This window comes from Streptomyces boncukensis (assembly GCF_011045075.1).
In the GTDB taxonomy this organism is placed as follows: Bacteria; Actinomycetota; Actinomycetes; order Streptomycetales; family Streptomycetaceae; genus Streptomyces; species Streptomyces boncukensis.
Map to the genome: position 1 here is coordinate 1 of NZ_JAAKZZ010000138.1, position 15,737 is coordinate 15,737.

The window sequence follows — 15,737 nt, forward strand, 5'->3', positions numbered from 1 at the left end:
CCGCCGCCCAGGAAGGCGGCCACAGCGCCGTCGCTGAGCCGCAGCTCATGCGCGCGCGCGAGGTCGGCGACCGGGGCGACGACCACCGCGCGGGCGGCCGTGTGCTCCCCCTGGGCAGCCGCCCACAGCGCCAGCTGGCCCCCGGCCGAGTGCCCCACCAGCGCGCCGGCCGGGCCGCCGAGGTGCCGCAGCGCGGCGGCCACGTCCTCGGCGGTGGCGGGCCAGCCGCCGTCCCCGCCCACCCGCCGGTACTCGACCAGCGCCACCGGGAAGCCGCGCCCGGCCAGCGCGGCGGCGAACGGCGTGAGGTGGGTGCGGTCCCACTGCTCGCGCCAGAACCCGCCGTGCAGCACGACGATCCGCGGGCCCGCGGCGTCCGTCCCGTACAGGTCGATGACCTGGGAGGGGTGCGGCCCGTACCGCTCCTGGCGCTCCGGTGGCACCGGCGACAGCGCCAGCAGGGCCTTCCGCTCGGCGTCGTTCATACGCGCTGCCCCCCCCCGTCAGCCGTGGCCGCCGCTCGTGCGCCCGTGTGTCATGCGAGGACGTCCCCCAGGACGCGAGCCGCGCGCTCGGCGTCCCTGAACGCAGTGTAGAGCGGGGTGAATCCGAAGCGGAGTACGCCGGGGCGGCGGAAGTCCCCGACCACCCCGCGCGCGATCAGCTTCTCCATCACCGGCCCCGCCGCGTCCACCGGATCGCACAGGAGGGAGACCTGGCTGCCCCGGCGCGCGTGCTCGCCCGGGGTGAGCGGGGTGACGCGCACCGCCGTGCGCTCCCCCGCGTACGCCCGCACGCAGCGCAGGAAGAAGTCCGTGAGCGCCAGGGACTTGGCCCGCACCGCGTCGACCGTCACCTCCTCCCACACCGTCAGCGCCTCTTCCAGCGCCGCCATGGAGAGGATGTCCGGCGTCCCCACGCGGCCGCGCAGCGCCCCCTCGGCGGGGGTGTAGCCGGACGCCATGGCGAACGGGTCCGCGTGCGAGTTCCAGCCGGGCAGCGGCGAGTCGAAGCGGGGCTGGAGGTCGCGGCGCAGATAGAGGAACGCGGGGGCGCCGGGACCGCCGTTGAGGAACTTGTACGTGCAGCCCACCGCGAAGTCCACGCCGTGCTCGTCCAGCCCGACCGGCAGCGCGCCCGCGCTGTGGCACAGGTCCCACACGGTGCGCGCCCCGGCGGCGCGCGCCGCGGCGGTCAGCGCCGGCAGGTCGTTCAGCTCGCCGGTGCGGTAGTCGACGTGGTTGACGAGGACGGCCGCCGTGCCCGGCCCCACCGCGCCGGGCAGCTCGGCGGCCGGGACCGGGCGCACCGCGCACCCCGTCATCCGCGCGGCCGACTCGGCGATATAGCCGTCGGTGGGGAACGTCGCCGCGTCCACCAGCAGCTCGGTGCGGGCCGGATCGTCCGCCGCGGCGATCCGGAGCGCGCCGACGGTCGCCTTGAAGACGTTGACGCTGGTGGAGTCGCCCACCACGGTCTGCCCCGGGGCCGCGCCGATCAGGGGCGCGATACGGTCCCCGATCCGCTCGGGCGCCTCCCACCAGCCGGACTCGCTCCAGGAGCGGATGCGCAGCTCGCCCCACTCGTGGGCGACGACGTGCGCGAGCCGGTCGCGCACCGGGAGCGGGAGGGCGCCCAGGGAGTTGCCGTCGAGGTAGGCGGTGCCGTCGGTGAGGGCGAACCTGTCGCGTACGGGCGCGAGCGCGTCGGCCTCGTCCAGGGCGCGGGCCTCGCGGACCAGCGCCTGCCCGCCGTCGGCCGCGCCATCGGCGGTGTGCGCGCCGCCGGCCGTGTGCGGGGCGGCGTCAGACATAGCTGCGCGCCGTCCACAGCTCCGGGAACACCGGCTTCGCGGCCCGTTTCTCCAGCCACGCGACGCCCGACGAGCCGCCCGTGCCCGTCTTGGCGCCCATCGCGCGGCGGGTGGCGACCAGATGGTCGTTGCGCCAGCGCCACACCAGCTCGGCGACCTCGGTCAGCGCCTCGCCCAGCCGGTGCGGGACGGTGTCCTGGGCGCCCTGGTAGATCGTCACCCACGCCTGCTCGACCTCCGGGCTCGGCTCGTAGCGCCGGGAGACGTCCCGGGTGAGCACGTCCTCGGGGATGGCGGCGCCGTGCCGCCGGGCGAGGTGGCGCAGCACCTCGTCGTACAGGCACGGCTCGTGCAGCGCCTTCGCCAGCTCCGCGTGCACCCGGGGCGCGCCCTCGTGCGGCACCAGCAGGGACGCGGACTTCTCGCCGAGCAGGAACTCCAGCCGCCGGTACATCGCGGACTGGAAGCCGGAGCCCTCGCCGAGGGCGCTCCGGTAGGAGTTGAACTCGGGGGGCGTCAGATGCGCGAGCGGCTCCCAGGAGGCGTTCAGCGCCCGCATCTCCTGCGCGGAGCGGCGCAGCGCCTTGAGCGCGGTGTCCGGGTCGTCGTCCCGCAGCGCGCCGGCCGCGGTCTCCCACTCGTGCACCAGGACGGTGAACCACAGCTCCATCACCTGCGTGGTGACCAGGAACGCCATCTCTCCCGGATCACTGGAGAGCGGGTGCTGGAGGTGGGTGAGGACGTCGGCCTGGACGTAGTCCTCGTAGGGGGTGGTGCCTGCGAAGTCCAGATTCGGGTCCTGCGGGACCGTCCGGACGTCGTCGGGGTCGTGCGACATCGCTGTCTCCATCGACGTGAGCCACCGGGTAGCGGTCCGCCCCTTCCTTTCCGGCATCGGAGCCCCGGTCCCCTCGGGCCCGCAGAGGGCCCACTGCGATGATGCGCGAGGCCCGCTCACCGGGGCAAGCGGGCCTCGCGCATATGCCGCGCTGCGGCCTCGGGAACCTCAGTACGTCAGTACCTCAGAACCTCAGAACCTCAGAACCTCAGAACCTCAGAACCTCAGGACAGGGTGCTCGCCGCGGTGGGCGAGCTCTCCTTCAGAAAGGCCGAGCAGCGCTCGTACTCCTCGTCCTCCCCGATCGCCCGCGCCGCGCGGGCCAGCGCGTGCAGCGCGCGCAGGAAGCCGCGGTTCGGCTCGTGCTCGAACGGCACCGGGCCGTGCCCCTTCCAGCCGCTGCGGCGCAGCGCGTCGAGGCCGCGGTGGTATCCGGTGCGGGCGTAGGCGTACGACTCGACGGTGCGGCCCGCCTGGAACGCGTCGTCGGCGAGCTGCGCCCACGCCAGCGAGGACGCCGGACAGCGCGCGGCGACCTCGGCGGGGTCCGTCCCGGCGGCGAGCAGCTCACGCGGCTCGGGGTCGTCGGGAAGGTGGGTCGGGGGAGGTCCCCCCAGCAGATTTTCGTGAATGGCCATGGGTCCCAGTGTGCCCCGCCCGCTCCGGGTCCTGGAACGCGTGCTCGACCAGGCACGACCGCGGCCGTGCCTGGTCGGGGCGCACGTGCGCTACTTCAGCTTGGCGCCGGCCGAGCGGAGGTGGGTGCAGGCGAGCTCGACGCGCTCGGCCATGCCCTTCTCGGCGGCCTTGCCCCAGCTGCGCGGGTCGTAGACCTTCTTGTTGCCGACCTCGCCGTCGACCTTCAGCACGCCGTCGTAGTTGCGGAACATGTGGTCCGCGACGGGGCGGGTGAAGGCGTACTGGGTGTCGGTGTCGAGGTTCATCTTCACCACGCCGTTCTCCAGCGCGGTGGCGATCTCCTGCTCGGTGGAGCCGGAACCGCCGTGGAAGACGAAGTCGAACGGCTGGCTGCCCGCGGGCAGCTCGTACTTCGCCGCGACGCCGTCCTGGAGGTCCTTGAGCAGCTCCGGGCGGAGCACGACGTTGCCCGGCTTGTAGACGCCGTGCACGTTGCCGAAGGAGGCGGCCAGCAGGTAGCGGGCCTTCTCGCCCAGGCCCAGCGCCTCGGCGGTGCGCACCGCGTCGTCGACCGTGGTGTACAGCTCGTCGTTGATCTCGTGGCTGACGCCGTCCTCCTCGCCGCCGGTCGGGGTGATCTCGACCTCCAGGATGATCCTGGCGGCGGCGGCCCTGGTGAGCAGGTCCCGGCCGATCTCCAGGTTGTCCTTGAGGGTCTCGGCGGAGCCGTCCCACATGTGGGACTGGAAGAGCGGGTCCTCGCCGCGGTCGACGCGCTCCTGGGAGACGGCGAGCAGCGGCCGCACATAGCCGTCCAGCTTGTCCTTGGGGCAGTGGTCGGTGTGCAGGGCGATGTTGACCGGGTACTTCTTGGCGACGATGTGCGCGAACTCGGCCAGCGCCACCGCGCCGGTCACCATGTCCTTGTCGTACTGGCCGCCCAGGAACTCGGCTCCGCCCGTGGAAATCTGCACGATGCCGTCGCTCTCCGCCTCGGCGAAGCCGCGCAGCGCGGCGTGCAGCGTCTGCGACGACGTGACGTTGATGGCGGGGTAGGCGAACTTGCCCGCCTTCGCCCGATCGAGCATCTCGGCGTAGACCTCGGGGGTTGCGATGGGCATCAGACCGCTCCTTGGGTGTGTGGTTCGTCCGGTGAGCCTGGAATTCGGCGCGACGTCATCATCGACGGCCCCATCTTTCCAGACCCCGCCGCATGCTCCGGACGGCGGTTCACACGTTCACGAGGCCCGTACGGCCGGGCGCCGCCGCTCCAGCACGTTCCACGTGAAACAGCCGGGACCGCAGGGACCGGCTCAGGCGAGCCCGAGATCGTTCAAATCGAACGCGTATACGTACGGAACACCGGCCCGCTCCATCGCCGGGGCGGCCCCGCGCTCGACGAGCGTCGCCACCGCGACGACCTCGCCGCCCGCCTCGCGCACCGCCTCCACCGCCGTCAGCGGCGAGTTGCCGGTCGTCGAGGTGTCCTCGACGACGAGCACCCGGCGCCCCGCGACATCCGGACCCTCGATACGGCGCTGCAGCCCGTGCGCCTTGCCCGACTTCCGCACGACGAACGCGTCCAGCGCGCGGCGGCGAGCGGCGGCGGCGTGCAGCATCGAGGTGGCGACCGGGTCGGCGCCGAGGGTGAGGCCCCCCACCGCCCCGTAGTCGAGGTGCGCCGTGGCGTCCAGCATCACCTGCCCGGCGAGCGGGGCCGCCGTGCCGTCCAGGGTGATCTGGCGCAGGTCGATGTAGAAGTCGGCCTCCGCGCCGGAGGAGAGGGTCACCCTGCCGTGCACCACGGCCTTGTCCTTGATCTGCCGCAGCAGCGCACTGCGCACGTCATCGCTCATGAGGCCCCAGCGTATGCGTTCTCCCGGGGGCCCAGGGGTCTCCGGGGGGGCTCCGGGGGGCTTCTCTATGGCATGCCCACGCCGTACGATCCGGGCCGCCACCCCCAGGAGGAAGAGAGGTATGGACTCCATGAGACGTACCCGCAAGGGCGCCGCGGCCGCGCTGGCCGCCACCGCGCTGCTCCTCGCTCCGCTGACCGCCGCCGCCCGCGCGGACGACGGCGACCGGGACGGAGACGTACGCCGGCCCCCGCGCCCCTCCCAGGAGCACGAGACCTTCCGCTCCCGCCCCGGCCTCGCGGCCGAGGCGCCCGCGCTGTCCACCATCCGCACCGGCCGCGAGGACGACCGCCTGCTGCTCACCACCCCGGGCACCGACAGCACGGGCGGCATCGGCATCTACGACAACAACGGCGACCTCGTGTGGTGGAAGGACGGTGTCTACACCAACCTGGAGGCCACCCGCTACCGGGGCGAGCCCGTGCTGAGCGTCTACCGGGGCGTCGGCGGCCAGGGCCGCTACGTCCTGCTGGACACCTCCTACCAGGAGGTCGCCTCGTTCGCCATGAAGGGCGGCTACTCCACGGACGTCCACGACTTCCGGATCAGCCCGGACGGCAAGCGGGTGCTGCTGATGAGCTACGACCCGGTGCCGTACGACCTGAGCGAGCACGGCGGGCCGAAGGACGGCACCGTCACCGACGCGGTGATCCAGGAACAGGACATCGAGACGGGCGAGGTCACCTTCGAGTGGAGCGCCCTCGACCACATCCCGCTCACCGAGACCCAGGTCTCCCTCGACACACCGACCGTCGACTACGTGCACGTCAACTCCCTCGCCTACGAGGACGACGGCACCCTGCTGGCCAGCGCCCGGCACAGCAGCACCGTCTACAAGATCGACAAGGGCAGCGGGAAGATCGAGTGGCGGCTCGGCGGGAAGAACAGCGACTTCAGCGTGGGCAGCCTCGCGGACGCGTTCAGCTTCCAGCACGACGCGCGGCGGCTGCGCGACGGTCCCCCTGGGCCTGGCGGCCCGGGAGGTACCCCCAGCCTCTCCGTCTTCGACAACGGCAACCTGGCCGACCCCCCGGTGTCCCGGGGCGCCGTCTACGAGCTGGACGAGGAGCGGATGACGGCGAAGCTGACCCGCGACCTCCAGCCGAACCCGCCGGAGTACGGCTCCTACGTCGGCTCCAGCCGCGAGATGGCAGGCGGCAACCAGCTGGTCAGCTACGGCGAGACCGGCGTCATGGCGGAGTTCGAGGGCGCCGACCCGGTGTGGGCCGGGGCCTTCCCCGAGGACTACTTCTCGTACCGCGCCGAACGCGCCGACTGGAAGGGCACCCCGGACACCGCCCCTGCCGTCCGGGTCCGCGGCGACGGCGTCGCGATGAGCTGGAACGGGGCGACGGAGGTCGAGCGATGGCGGATCCGCGCCGGGGACGAGGTGAAGACGGTCCGCAAGGACGGCTTCGAGACCCGCGCGAAACTCCCCGATTCCGGTTCCGGTTCCGCTTCCGTCGCGGCGCTGGACGCCGAGGGCAAGGTCCTCACGGAGCGGACGGTGAAGCGGTAGGGGCGGGGGACGGTGAAGAGGGCACTTTCCTGAAGCTGCCGGGACAGACTTTCAGGTCCGGAGACCTGGCCCTCGCGGTCGCTCCGTTCGCCGCACGCTCTCGCTCACCAGGTGACCGGGAGTTCGTTCACGCCCTGGATCGTATTGCCCGGCCGGAGTTTCAGCTGCTCGGCCGGGACCGCCAGGCGCAGGTCCGGCAGGCGGGCGAACAGCGCTGTGAGGGCCACCTCCAGTTCGAGCCGGGCCAGGTTCTGGCCGAGGCACTGGTGCACGCCGTAGCCGAAGGCAAGGTGGTGGCGGGCGTCGCGGCGGATGTCGAAGGCGTCCGGCTCGGGGAAGGCCGCGCCGTCCCGGTTCGCGAGGGAGGAGGTGACGAGCACGCCCTCTCCTGCCCGGATGACGTGGCCGTCGATCTCTATGTCGTCCGTGGCGTAGCGACCGCTGGCGGCGTCGGCGATGGACAGGAGGCGCAGCAGCTCCTCGACCGCGCCCGGCATCAGGGAGGGGTCGGCCCGCAGGGCTGCGAGCTGCTCGGGGTGGTCGAGCAGGGTGATGACGCTGAGCGAGGTCATCGACGCGGTCGTCTCGTGCCCGGCCACCAGCAGCAGTCGCGCCGTCGCCACCAGCTCCTCGCGGGTGGCGGTGCCCGGCTCCAGGTACTCGGCGGCCAGGGTGCCCACCAGCCCCTCGCCCGGCTCGCGCCGCGCGCTGTCGAGCAGCCCTCCCAGGTAGCGGTCCAGTTCGCGGCTCGCCGCCCGTGCGCCCTCCTCGGCCTGCGCCTGGAAGAACCGCATGCTGGCGTCCTGGAAGTAGTCGTGGTCGGCGTAGGGAACGCCGAGCAGCCGGCAGATCACCAGGGTCGGGATCGGCAGCGAGAACCGGGTGACGAGGTCGGCGGGCGGCCCCGCGTCGACCATGTCGTCCAGCAGCCCGTGCACGATGTCCTCGATGTCGGGCCGCATGGCCCTGACCCGCCGGACCGTGAACTCCTTGATGGCCATGCGCCGGTGCCTCCCGTGCTCGGGCGGGTCCATGCCGAGGAAGGAGGGGGAGCCGTCCCGTGCGGCCGCCCGGAACCGGGGCGAGAGGGCGGGGAACTCGTCGCGCTTCCGGTCGGACGAGAGGCGGGGGTCGGCCAGGAGGGTGCGCGCCGTCTCAAGGCGGGTCACGACCCATGCCTGCCGGCCGTCGTAGAGGGTGACCCGGCGCAGCGAGTCGCCCTCCCCCCGCAGGCTGTTGTACTGCTCGGGCAGGCGGTAGGGGCAGGTGCGGTCGCTGGGATACGCGGGGGCCTCCGCCCCGGGTGTCGCAGTCTCGGTCATCGGTACCTCGGAGCCCTCGAATTTAAAGAACGGTCTGTTCTCTAAATTGAGGCTAGGGTGAGGTGTCCGAGGCACACAACGGACAGACGACGAATGGCTGGAATCCATGCCTCCGATTCCCCAGGACCCGCCGGTCCCGGCGGACAGCGACCACCGCAGGGGTCCGCGCCGCCGCGGCCGTACGCTGGAGAACGCCATCCTGGCGGCCGCCCTGGACGAGCTCGCCGAGACCGGGTACGCCGGGCTGACCATGGAGCGCGTGGCCGCGCGGGCCCGCACCGGCAAGGCCGCGCTGTACCGGCGGTGGCCCGACCGCGCCGAACTCGTCGTCGACGCCTGGAAGGCGCTGCGCCACAGCGCGCCGGAGCCGCCCGACACCGGGTGCCTGCGCACCGACGTCATCGCCGTACTGCGGTCCCAGGCGGACAACATGGCGGGGCCGCACGGCGACATCTTCCGCGGCCTGCTCTCGGAGATCGTGCGGGACCCCGAATTCGCCAGGGTGGTACGGGAACGCGCCCACGCCACCGGCCCCAAGGCGATCCAGCGGGCGCTGCGGCGCGCCGTCGAGCGCGGCGAGATCGAGCCGTGGATTCCCGGCTCACGGCGCGCCAACGTCGCCATCGAACTGCTGCTCAGCCACTACCTGCTGCACGGGGCGCCGATCGCGGACAGCGTGCTCACCGGGCTCGTCGACGAGGTCTATCTGCCGCTGGTGCTGGCCCCCCGCTAGGGCGCCAGGGCCTTTGCGCCGGCTTGCCGCCCGCCCCCTGGATCACGTCGCCGTCGTGCGTCGTTCGAGCAGGCGGAGGGCGGTCTCGCCCCACTGGAGGTTCTCCCTCTCGAAGGCCATGCCGCGCAGCAGCGTCAGGTACGGCCCGACCCGTTCGGCCTGGGCGCAGTACTCGTCCTCCGTCCGCCCCTTCAGGAGGTGGTCCTGCAACCGTTCGTACCGGGCGAGCTTGGCGGCGGCCCACTTCATGCGTTCGGTGATCGCCGCTCGTACGGCCTCGATGTCCCCGACGTCCGCGCAGTGCACCTTGACCAGGAGGTCGTCGCGGATGGCCGTCGGCTTGCCCGACGGTTCGGCGGCGTAGGCGCGCACGGCTGACATGCCGGCCTCGGTGAGCGAGAAGAGGCGCTTGTTCGGCCGGCGCTCCTGCTCGACGACCCGTGCGGCGATGAGCCCCTCGCGCTCCATCCGGTCGAGCTCCCGGTAGAGCTGCTGCGGGGCGGTCATCCAGAAGTTCGCGACGGAGGCGTCGAAGCCCTTGGCCAGGTCGTATCCGGACGCCTCCCCTTCGAGGAGCGCGGCCATCACCGCGTGACGCAATGCCATGAACGCAGAGTATCGCATCGTTGACTAGTCATGGATGTGACTACCTCGGGGGGTGGACAACCCGCACGGCACGACTCTACTCTCCAATGCACCTATTCAATTAAGTGAGTAAGGGGGATGTCGTGCGGACCATGACCGACGTCGACGCCGTCGTCATCGGAGCCGGCAACGCCGGGCTCACCGCCGCCGCCACGCTCCAGCGGGCCGGGCTGCGCACGCTGCTGGTCGAGCGGCACAACGTGCCGGGCGGCTGCGCCACCTCCTTCCGGCGCGGCCGGTACGAGTTCGAGGTCGCCCTGCACCAGCTGTCCGGGGTCGGACTGGAGGGCCAGGGCTTCACCCTGCGGGGGCTCTTCAACAAGCTGGGGGTCTCCGACCGGATCGACTTCGTACAGGAGGAGGACCTGTACCGGGCCGTCGTCCCCGGGCAGCACGACGTGACCCTGCCCGCCGACTGGGCCGGGGCCGCCGACGCCCTGGAAGAGGCGTTCCCCGGCAACCGGGACCGGATCGAGCGCTTCTTCAAGCTCCTCAGGAACGTCGCGTTCTGGCAGATCGCCGCCATGCGCGGGCTGCCGGGCGACGACATCAACCCGGTCCTCTTCCGGCAGGGCCTGCGCCCGCTCGGGGACGTCCTCGACGAGCACTTCGACGACCCGGGCATCAAGTCGGTGCTCGCCGCCTACTGGGTGTATCTCGGCCAGCCGCCGTCCCGGCTCGCCTTCCAGGACCTGGCGGTGACGCTCTTCGCCTACCTGGAGTTCAAGCCCTGGCACGTCAGGGGCGGTTCACAGGCCATGTCCACCGCCATCCTCGACTCCTTCCTCGACGCCGGCGGCGAGGTCCGCTTCAACACGGCGGTCACCGGGATCCGCACCGAGCGCGGCCGGGCCGTCGGGGTCCGCCTCGACGACGGCGAGGAGGTCTCGGCCCGCGAGGTCGTCTCGAACGCCTCGCTCCCCGTCACGTACGGCATGCTCGACGCGTCCGCCGTCCCGCACCGCATCCGCACCGACCTCGCCACCCGCCGGGTCGGCGTCTCCGGCTTCATCCTGCACATGGGACTCGACGCCACCCCCGCCGAGCTCGGCTTCACCACCAGCACCACCTTCGTCAACGCCGACACCGACGACGAGCGCACCTACGCCGCGTACCACACCCTGGAGCCCGCTCGCGGCATCTGCCTCTCGTCCTACGACGTCGCCCCGATCGGCTTCGCCCCCTCCGGGACCACCCATGTGGGCCTCATGACCCTCCAGTACAGCGACCTGTGGGAGAAGCTCTCACCGGCCGAGTACGCGAAGGCCAAGTTCGCCTACGCCGAGACCCTTCTCGACCGCGCCGAGGCGGTCGTCCCCGGCATCCGCGACGCGATCGAGGAGGTCGACGTCGCCACACCGCTGACGATGGCCCGCTACCTCGGCCATCCGGGCGGCGCGATCTACGGATACGACCAGGACCGCACCGAGAACTGGCTCTTCCGCGACAGCCTCCGCGACCCGGGCGTACCCGGGCTCCATCTCGCCGGCTCCTGGGCAGGGTTCGGCGGCTTCCAGCCCACCCTTGAGGCCGGCCACCGCGTCGCCCGCAACCTCCTGCACGCCCAGCCCGCCTGACGAGACCCTGGGAGTCACCAGTGAAGCACGCTCTCGCGCCCCTCTTCGACGGTCACGACGCCGTCCAGGCGGAGATCGACCGGCGTCCCGCGGACACCGCCGACCACACCGCCGCCACCCGCCGGATCCTCGACACCTACCACCCCGCGCGGCTGTCCCTCACGGTCACCGACGTGGTCACCGAGACCCCGAGCACCGCCACGTTCCGGCTCCGCCGCCCCGACGGCACCGACCTGCCGCCCTTCCTCGCCGGACAGTACGTGACGGTGTTCGCGGACGGCACCAGCCGCGCGTACGCGATCTCCTCCAGCCCCGCCCGGGCCGACCACTGGGACCTGACCGTCCGGCGGGTCCCCGGCGGCCGGATCAGCAACCACCTGGTGGACACCGTGGCCCCCGGCCACACCCTCGTCACCACCGGCCCGATGGGCACCTTCCACCACAACCCGCTCTTCCACGGCGACGACGTCGTCTTCCTCGCCGGAGGCTCCGGCGTCGCACCGGCGATGAGCATGATCCGCGACATCCTCGACCACGGACTCGACCGCCGCTTCCACCTCCTCTACGGCTCGCGCTCCGCCGACGACGTCCTCTTCCGGGACGAGCTCGACGCGCTGGCCGCGAAGCATCCGAACATCCGCGTCGACCACGTCATCGCCGACCCCGGCCCCCAGTGGGCGGGGCCGACCGGATTCCTCACCGCAAGCCTGATCGAAACCCTGGCCGGGCCGCTCGACGGACGCATGGTGTACGTGTGCGGGCCCCAGGCCCTCTACCCGTACGCCCTCGCCCAGCTCGCGGAGCTCGGCCACCCGCCCCGCCGGATCCGCTTCGAGGCCAACGGCGCCCCCGCGGACCCGACAGCGCAGCCGCACTGGCCCGCGGACACCGCGCCCGACACCGAGGTCACGGTCACCGCGCGCGGCCAGAGCTTCCGCACCCGCCGCGACCGGCCGCTCCTCGACGCCCTGGAGGACCAGGGCATCCGCCCCGAAGCGGCCTGCCGCTCCGGCGAGTGCAGCCTGTGCCGCGTCCGGGTCGTCAAGGGCACCGTCCACGCCGCCGAGGAAGCCCGACTGCGGCTATCCGACGAGAAGTTCGGCTACACCCATTCCTGTGTCGCCTACCCGATCACCGACGTCGAACTCGACGTCTGACCCCCTGATCCGGTGCGGTGGTGGGTGGTGTGGGCGAGGAAAGACGTCCAGGCGGCGGGCGAGAGAGCGAGCGCGGGCCCGTCGGGGTTCTTGGAGTCGCGGATGTGGATGGACGCGCACCTGTGTGTCGACTCACGCCAGGCGAGGGCGGCTTCGAGGCATTCGCCTCCCTGCCCGCCGCTGTAGCTCGACTTGAACCAGGTCAGTTCTGTTCTCACAGTTCCTCCAGACGGCGTTGGATGAGGCGAGCAGAGTCCGCAGGCGGCAGCGCGTGCATACGGATCATGCCGTAACGGTGCAGCCACGGGTTCACCTCTTTCCTGTCCGAGACCAGCGTGCTCTCGCCCTGGACCTCGGTGTAGCCAAGCATGCGGTGCTCCGGCGTCTCCAGCAGGGTCATGGGTCCATCTGAGTCCACCGGTTCTTCGCAACCGAAGGGCAGCACCGAGATCCGGACGTGCTTGAGCTTGCCGACCTCCAGAAGGTACTGGATCTGCTCTCGCATGACCTCCCTGCCGCCGGTGCGGCGCAGCAGTACGGCTTCATCCAGGACGAAGCAGAGGATGGGAGCCGGTTCGCGGGCGAAGAGGGCCTGCCGGGCAAGACGTTCGGCAAGTAGGCGTTCAACCTCGTCTTCGCTGAACTGCGGTACGACCGCCTCGAACACCGCACGGGCATACGCCTCCGTCTGGAGCAGCCCGTGAATGACGCCGGTCGAGTACGTACTCAGACTCACCGCACCGGCCTCCAGCCGGAACAGTTCGCCGAACTTCTTCTTCGGGTACTCCTCCTGGTCCATGTCGTCCGCGAGGACGGCCATGACCTGGTGGGCGTCCAGCGCGGCGTCGAGGGAGCGGATGGCCGGGCCGTCAGGAATCCGCTCGCCGCGCTCGAACGCGCCGATCGCCGAGCCCGAGAAGCCGGTCTTGTCGCCCACGTCCTCGCGGGACAGCCCTCGGTGCTCGCGCCAGCGGCGCAACTGGTTGCCAACGGCTCGGACCAGGGGTGACGGCGTGGGCTCGGACAAGGCGACCCCTCCACAGCAGCGCTCTGTGACGGCTTGATTACTTTTCAGCCTAGCCCGGAGCCGCGACCGTGGACGGCATGAACGAGGAAACAACTCCGGAGACCGCCCTCGCGGTTGGGCGGCGGGCCGCCGAAGAGCTGGCGGAGGCGCTCGCGCTGACCGGCTGCAAGCTGCCGTCGCTGAACGGCGGCTTCCCCGTGATGGGGCAGGCGCACGTCGAGCTGGGCGGCGCCTCGGCGGTGACCGTGTTCGCGCTGGCGCGCTGGATCCGGGAGCGGGCGTGAGCCCGAGGAACGAGTGGGCCACGCACCGGATGACGATCCGGATCTACCGCGTGGCGGCGGACACGGGGGACCGGTTGCCCGTGCGCACGCTCAGCGTCGTGGAGCAGGAGCCGTGGCTGCCGCCGCCCGAGATCGGCAACCCCTGCGCGTACCCGCCCTGCGCCTGCCCCCGGCACCGGCGCCCGGGCCACGACAGCCCCCGCATCGGGCCATGATCCTGCGCTGGAAGGTGGCCTGGAGCGGCCTCGCCACAGCCGGGGGAGCAACGGCACTGTCAGGGCACGCCGCACAGTCGGCGGCCCCGCACGACGACCGATCAAACCAGGGGGAACTCGTATGCGTATACGCATGGCAGCGGTCCTCATCGGCGCGTTCGCGCTGATGACGCCGATGACCGCCACGGCGGTGACCGCGGAGGGCGAGGGGAAGGCGGAGTCGTCGCAGCCGGCGGATGCCGCTCCCCTCGCGGCGCTCAAGGAATCCGCTCCCGGAATCGCGCACGTCTCGAACACGTACAACCTGTCCAGAGGAAGCTGCAAATACTGGGCGCTGAGCAGCAACAAGTGGGCGGTGACCTGGAAGTCAGCAGGTGGCTGCTCGGGGCACGCCTGGGTCAAGTTCCGGACCAAGAACGGCTACGACTCCGGCTGGCAGAACAGGGCGAACGTCAAGTTCCTCGCCACAAGCGGCCAGATGCTGTGGACCAAACACAAGACCTGCCGCGACGAAGTGGAGTGCCCAGTGGTGACAATCCACCACAAGAAGTAGCCGGACCGCCGGTCCCCGGTCCCGTCCACGCGGCACCCGGCAGGCGTGCCGCGTGGACGGTCGGTCCGTACTACTCGGTGACGCGGACCGCGCCCGAGGGGCAGAGCGTCGCGGCCTTGCGTGCCGCGGCCCTGGCGTCGCCGTCCGGCTCGGCGGCCAGGACGGTGACGATGCCGTCGTCGTCCTGGTCGAACACCGCAGGCGCGGTCAGTGCGCACATGCCGGCTCCGACGCAGATCTCCCGGTCGGCCGTGACCCGTGTGGTCGCGTTCGTCATGGGGTTCCCCTCACGGTTGCTCCGTTCGCTGTACGCTCCCGCTCACCAGGTGACCGGGAGTTCGTTCACGCCCTGGATCGTGTGGGCCGGGCGCAGCTCCAGCCGCTCGGCCGGGACCGCCAGGCGCAGGTTCGGCAGGCGGTCGAACAGCGCTGTGAGGACGACCTCCAGTTCGAGCCGGGCCAGGTTCTGGCCGAGGCACTGGTGCACGCCGTAGCCGAAGGACAGGTGGTGGCGGGCGTCGCGGCGGATGTCGAAGGCGTCCGGGTCCGGGAAGGCCGCACCGTCCCGGTTCGCCATGGAGTGGGTGACGATGACGCCCTCTCCTGCCCGGATGAGCTGGCCGTCGATCTCGATGTCCTCCGTAGCGTAGCGGCTGCTGGCGCTGTCGGCGATGGCGAGGAGGCGCAGCAACTCCTCGACCGCGCCCGGCATCAGGGAGGGGTCGGCCCGCAGCGCGGCGAGCTGCTCGGGGTGGTCGAGCAGGGTGATGACGCTGAGCGAGGTCATCGACGCGGTGGTCTCGTGCCCGGCGACCAGCAGCAGGATCGCCGCCGCCACCAGCTCCTCGCGGCGGGCTGTGCCCTGATCCAGGTACTCGGTGACCATGGCGCCCAGCAGCCCCGCGCCGGGCTCTCCCCGCGCGCTGTCGAGCAGCCCGTCCAGGTAGCGCGCCAGCTCCTTGCGCGCAGCCCGCGCCTCCTCCTCGGTCTGCGACTGGACGAGCCGTCTGCTGGCGTCCTGGAAGAAGTCGTGGTCGGCGTAGGGCACGCCGAGTATCCGGCAGATCACCATGGCCGGAACCGGCAGCGAGAGCCGGCTGACGAGGTCGGCGGGCGGCCCCGCGGCGATCATGTCGTCCAGGAAGCCGTGCACGATGCGCTCGATGTCCGGCCGCATGGCCCTGATCCGCCGGACCGTGAACTCCTTGATGGCCCTGCGCCGCTGCTTCCCGTGCTCGGGCGGGTCCAGGGCGATGAAGGCGGGCTCGATGTCCTGTACGCCCTTGACCCGGGGCGCGACGAAGGGGAAGTCCGCGCGCCTGCGGTCGGAGGAGAGGCGGGGGTCGGTCAGGAGGGCGCGGGCCGTCTCATGACCGGTCACCACCCATGCCTCCCGGCCGTCGTAGAGGGTGACCCGGTGCAGCGAACCCCCCTCCTCCCGCAGGCGGTCGTACGGCTCGGGCAGGTGGTAGGGGCAGGTGCGGTCGCGGGGGTAGGCG

The 15,737-nt window shown here is 71.8% G+C and carries 19 protein-coding genes; 7 read left to right on the forward strand and 12 right to left on the reverse strand.

Features of this window, described 5'->3' with window-relative positions; genetic code table 11:
• From G5C65_RS15580 to G5C65_RS15605, 6 genes are all read right to left on the reverse strand, one after another.
• Positions 1-485, reverse strand: a 485-nt coding sequence (locus G5C65_RS15580; protein WP_165299433.1) for an alpha/beta hydrolase, incomplete at its 3' end; no start/stop codon positions are given.
• A gap of 50 nt (positions 486-535) precedes the next feature.
• Positions 536-1,813, reverse strand: coding sequence for a kynureninase (gene kynU, locus G5C65_RS15585; RefSeq protein WP_165299434.1), 1,278 nt, complete (start codon positions 1,811-1,813; stop codon positions 536-538).
• A complete protein-coding gene (locus tag G5C65_RS15590; RefSeq protein WP_165299435.1) occupies positions 1,806-2,651 on the reverse strand; it encodes a tryptophan 2,3-dioxygenase family protein in 846 nt (281 codons plus the stop codon). The genes kynU and G5C65_RS15590 overlap by 8 nt, the downstream gene beginning before the upstream one ends.
• Before the next feature lie 224 nt (positions 2,652-2,875).
• Entirely contained in the window at positions 2,876-3,289 is a 414-nt protein-coding gene (locus G5C65_RS15595; RefSeq protein ID WP_165299436.1) for a DUF3151 domain-containing protein, read from the reverse strand.
• 90 nt (positions 3,290-3,379) lie between these two features.
• Positions 3,380-4,411, reverse strand: coding sequence for a class II fructose-bisphosphate aldolase (gene fbaA / locus G5C65_RS15600; protein WP_165299437.1), 1,032 nt, complete (start codon positions 4,409-4,411; stop codon positions 3,380-3,382).
• 192 nt (positions 4,412-4,603) lie between these two features.
• A complete protein-coding gene (locus tag G5C65_RS15605) occupies positions 4,604-5,146 on the reverse strand; it encodes an orotate phosphoribosyltransferase (protein ID WP_165299438.1) in 543 nt (180 codons plus the stop codon).
• A gap of 121 nt (positions 5,147-5,267) precedes the next feature.
• Between G5C65_RS15605 and G5C65_RS15610 the strand changes: the two genes are divergently transcribed.
• Entirely contained in the window at positions 5,268-6,725 is a 1,458-nt protein-coding gene (locus tag G5C65_RS15610) for an arylsulfotransferase family protein (protein WP_165299439.1), read from the forward strand.
• Positions 6,726-6,829: 104 nt separating this feature from the next.
• Here the strand turns inward: G5C65_RS15610 and G5C65_RS15615 are convergent, their stop codons facing one another.
• Complete coding sequence (locus G5C65_RS15615) at positions 6,830-8,047, reverse strand: cytochrome P450 (RefSeq protein WP_165299440.1); 1,218 nt, start codon at positions 8,045-8,047, stop codon at positions 6,830-6,832.
• A 106-nt stretch (positions 8,048-8,153) separates the two neighbouring features.
• Between G5C65_RS15615 and G5C65_RS15620 the strand changes: the two genes are divergently transcribed.
• Entirely contained in the window at positions 8,154-8,780 is a 627-nt protein-coding gene (locus tag G5C65_RS15620; protein WP_165299441.1) for a TetR/AcrR family transcriptional regulator, read from the forward strand.
• Positions 8,781-8,822: 42 nt separating this feature from the next.
• Here G5C65_RS15620 and G5C65_RS15625 read toward each other — a convergent pair whose 3' ends face one another.
• On the reverse strand, positions 8,823-9,386 hold the full coding sequence (locus G5C65_RS15625) for a PadR family transcriptional regulator (RefSeq protein ID WP_165299442.1): 564 nt from the start codon (positions 9,384-9,386) through the stop codon (positions 8,823-8,825).
• A gap of 131 nt (positions 9,387-9,517) precedes the next feature.
• Between G5C65_RS15625 and G5C65_RS15630 the strand changes: the two genes are divergently transcribed.
• Both G5C65_RS15630 and G5C65_RS15635 read left to right on the forward strand, forming a co-directional pair.
• Positions 9,518-11,002 (forward strand): phytoene desaturase family protein, encoded by a 1,485-nt coding sequence (locus G5C65_RS15630; RefSeq protein WP_165299450.1) that lies wholly within the window; start codon positions 9,518-9,520, stop codon positions 11,000-11,002.
• Positions 11,003-11,022: 20 nt separating this feature from the next.
• Positions 11,023-12,159, forward strand: coding sequence for an FAD-binding oxidoreductase (locus G5C65_RS15635; RefSeq protein ID WP_338146414.1), 1,137 nt, complete (start codon positions 11,023-11,025; stop codon positions 12,157-12,159).
• Here the strand turns inward: G5C65_RS15635 and G5C65_RS15640 are convergent.
• Both G5C65_RS15640 and G5C65_RS15645 read right to left on the reverse strand, forming a co-directional pair.
• A complete protein-coding gene (locus G5C65_RS15640; protein ID WP_338146415.1) occupies positions 12,126-12,464 on the reverse strand; it encodes a DUF397 domain-containing protein in 339 nt (112 codons plus the stop codon). The two genes, G5C65_RS15635 and G5C65_RS15640, sit on opposite strands and share 34 nt — an antisense overlap.
• Positions 12,374-13,279 carry a helix-turn-helix domain-containing protein gene (locus G5C65_RS15645; RefSeq protein ID WP_338146416.1) on the reverse strand — a complete coding sequence of 302 codons (906 nt, stop codon included), beginning with the start codon at positions 13,277-13,279 and terminating at the stop codon, positions 12,374-12,376. Before G5C65_RS15645 ends, G5C65_RS15640 begins: the two co-directional genes overlap by 91 nt.
• Here G5C65_RS15645 and G5C65_RS15650 point away from each other — a divergent pair.
• The 3 genes from G5C65_RS15650 (at position 13,264) to G5C65_RS15660 (ending at position 14,238) form a co-directional block, all read left to right on the forward strand.
• A complete protein-coding gene (locus G5C65_RS15650; RefSeq protein WP_165299445.1) occupies positions 13,264-13,470 on the forward strand; it encodes a hypothetical protein in 207 nt (68 codons plus the stop codon). The genes G5C65_RS15645 and G5C65_RS15650 overlap by 16 nt on opposite strands.
• Positions 13,467-13,685 (forward strand): hypothetical protein, encoded by a 219-nt coding sequence (locus G5C65_RS15655; RefSeq protein WP_165299446.1) that lies wholly within the window; start codon positions 13,467-13,469, stop codon positions 13,683-13,685. Before G5C65_RS15650 ends, G5C65_RS15655 begins: the two co-directional genes overlap by 4 nt.
• A 121-nt stretch (positions 13,686-13,806) precedes the next feature.
• The gene (locus G5C65_RS15660) at positions 13,807-14,238 is read left to right on the forward strand and encodes a hypothetical protein (protein ID WP_165299447.1); all 432 of its coding nucleotides are present in this window, start codon (positions 13,807-13,809) and stop codon (positions 14,236-14,238) included.
• Between the two features lie 70 nt (positions 14,239-14,308).
• Here the strand turns inward: G5C65_RS15660 and G5C65_RS15665 are convergent, their stop codons facing one another.
• Both G5C65_RS15665 and G5C65_RS15670 read right to left on the reverse strand, forming a co-directional pair.
• Complete coding sequence (locus G5C65_RS15665) at positions 14,309-14,515, reverse strand: ferredoxin (protein WP_165299448.1); 207 nt, start codon at positions 14,513-14,515, stop codon at positions 14,309-14,311.
• A gap of 42 nt (positions 14,516-14,557) precedes the next feature.
• On the reverse strand, positions 14,558-15,737 hold a 1,180-nt coding region (locus G5C65_RS15670), incomplete at its 5' end, for a cytochrome P450 (RefSeq protein WP_165299449.1).